The organism is Streptomyces sp. NPDC096132, assembly GCF_044763345.1.
Classification (GTDB): Bacteria; Actinomycetota; Actinomycetes; order Streptomycetales; family Streptomycetaceae; genus Streptomyces.
Genome location: NZ_JBIWGA010000088.1, coordinates 1 through 2,306 on the forward strand (window position 1 = coordinate 1; position 2,306 = coordinate 2,306).

General features: G+C 72.9%; 3 protein-coding genes. All 3 read left to right on the plus strand.

The window, feature by feature from the left end; genetic code table 11:
- Window positions 1-235 precede the first annotated feature (235 nt).
- On the plus strand, window positions 236-865 hold the full coding sequence (locus ACIRF9_RS52575) for a hypothetical protein (RefSeq protein ID WP_403837785.1): 630 nt from the start codon (window positions 236-238) through the stop codon (window positions 863-865).
- Between the two features lie 152 nt (window positions 866-1,017).
- A complete protein-coding gene (locus ACIRF9_RS52580) occupies window positions 1,018-1,923 on the plus strand; it encodes a universal stress protein (RefSeq protein WP_403837787.1) in 906 nt (301 codons plus the stop codon).
- A 39-nt stretch (window positions 1,924-1,962) separates the two neighbouring features.
- Window positions 1,963-2,306, plus strand: a 344-nt coding sequence (locus ACIRF9_RS52585; protein ID WP_403837789.1) for an alcohol dehydrogenase catalytic domain-containing protein, incomplete at its 3' end; no start/stop codon positions are given.

Consider the following 2,306-nt stretch of genomic DNA (forward strand, 5'->3'; position numbering starts at 1 on the left):
CCCTTCCCCCTGCGCGACACCCCGGTTCCCGATCCGGCCCTGACCGAGAGCGTCCGCGCTCGCTTCCGGGAGCGGGGCGTGCCCGCCCACTGACGTTCGCACCCAACGGCCCCTCGATGCAGGGCCGTTCGGCCCCCTGGCCGCAGACCTTCGGCATCCGGCGCCGACCGGCGAGCGCGGTCAGAGTGAGTGACGTCAGGCACCGCCCCGACCGTCCCCGAAGGGAACCACGACCATGGCCCTGCACGAGCACCCTCACCGCGGCTCCGGCCTCCACCTGCCGTCGTTCCGCAGGAACCGGACCGCCTCCGCATCCGAGTCGGCCGTGTCGGCGGACGCCGGCACGCACACCGCGCGGGCCTACGCCTTCGCCTCCCTGCGGCTGCTCACCGGGTTCGTCTTCCTGTGGGCCTTCCTCGACAAGACCTTCGGCTTCGGCTACGCCACCCCGTCCGGCAAGGGCTGGATCGACGGCGGCTCGCCGACGAAGGGCTTCCTCGGGTCCGTCGCCGTCGGGCCGATGGAGTCGACCTTCCACTCCTGGGCCGGCGACCCGTGGGCCGACTGGCTGTTCATGCTCGGTCTGCTCGGGATCGGCCTCGCCCTCGTCGCGGGGGTCGCGCTGCGGCTCGCCGCCGTCGCCGGCACCGCGATGATGGCGCTGATGTGGATCGCGGAGTGGCCGCCCGCCAAGCACCTCTCGGACGGCACCGCGAGCATGTCCACGAACCCGCTCGTCGACTACCACGTCCTCTACGCCGTCGCCCTGATCGTCGTCGCCGCTGCCGCCGCCGGCGACACCCTGGGCGCGGGCCGGCTCTGGGCCACGCTCCCCTTCGTCCGCGACCACAACTGGCTGCGTTGAGCACCGACGGTGCGGCGACCCGCGACCCGGGCCCACCGCACCGGACCGTGCAGGGGGCCGCTGGGCCCGAAGTCGGGACCAGTGGCCCCTGCCAGGGGAACCCCGTGAAGACGACTCTGGAATCGGAACGCTCACCCGAGGAGGCAGAGATCATGCTCCGCACCATCACCGTAGGCATCGACGGCTCGCGCGAGAGCCGGGCCGCCGCGGAATGGGCGGCTCGCGAAGCACAGCTGCGCGACCTGCCGCTGAAGATCGTGCATGTCTGGCAGCCGGTGCCGGAGCCCATGGCCCAGGCCCCGCTCCTGGGCGCGGAGACCCAGCAGCACTGGACCGAGAAGATCCCGCGGGAGGCCGCCGCGGGCATCGCTCTGCGCCACCCCGGAGTCGAGGTGATCAGAGAGCAGCTCTCCGGCCACCCGGGTGACGTCCTCGCCGAGGCGGCGAAGAGCGCCGAGCTGCTCGTCCTGGGCTCCCGGGGTCTCGGTGGGCTCGGCGGGTTCATGATCGGTTCCATCGGTCTGTCCGCCGTCGCACACGCGGAGCGCCCCGTGGTGCTGGTGCGCGCGCTGGAAACGGCCGCCGACGAGCACGAGCCGGACCCGTCCGGCACCCCCTCGGCCGCGACGCCGTTCCTGCCTGTGGTCCTCGGGCTCGACGTGGAGCGCCCGGACGAGACGCTGATCGAGTTCGCCTTCGACGCCGCCCAGCGCCGCGGTACCTCCCTGCGGGTCGTCCACGGCTGGAACCCGCCACCCTACTACGCGTACAGCGTGCCCGCCGACCCCGTGCTGCACGAGGCGATCGGCTCGAGCGAGGCCGAAGCCGTCGCCAAGGTGATGCGGCCCTGGCGGGAGAAGTACCCGGACGTGGAGGTTGTCGAGGAGTCCCGCTACGGCAGCGCGGCCGTCCACGTCGTGGCCGCGGCGCACGAGGCCTCCCTGGTCGTCGTCGGCCGACGGATCCGCCGCAACCCGTTCGGTACCCACATCGGCCATGTCACCCACGCCGTCCTGCACCACTCCACCGCCCCCGTCGCCGTCGTCCCGCACGCCTGATCCGGCACCGCTGATGCACCGCCCGAGGAGAAGAGACCCATGAAGGCAGCTGTCGTACGAGCGTTCGGTGAACCTCTGGTCATCGAGGAGCGCCCCGACCCCGAGCCCGGCCCCGGCCAGGTCCGGGTCCGCGTCGAGGCCTCCGGGCTGTGCCACACCGACATCCACGCCGCCCACGGCGACTGGCCCGTCAGGCCGAACCCGCCGTTCGTGCCCGGCCACGAGGGTGTCGGCCTGGTCGAGAAGCTGGGCGAGGGTGTCACCCACCTGTCCGTCGGGCAGCGGGTGGCCGTGCCCTGGCTCGGCACGGCGTGCGGGCGGTGCGAGCACTGCCTGTCCGGCTGGGAGACGCTGTGCGAGCAGCAGATCAACACCGGGTACGG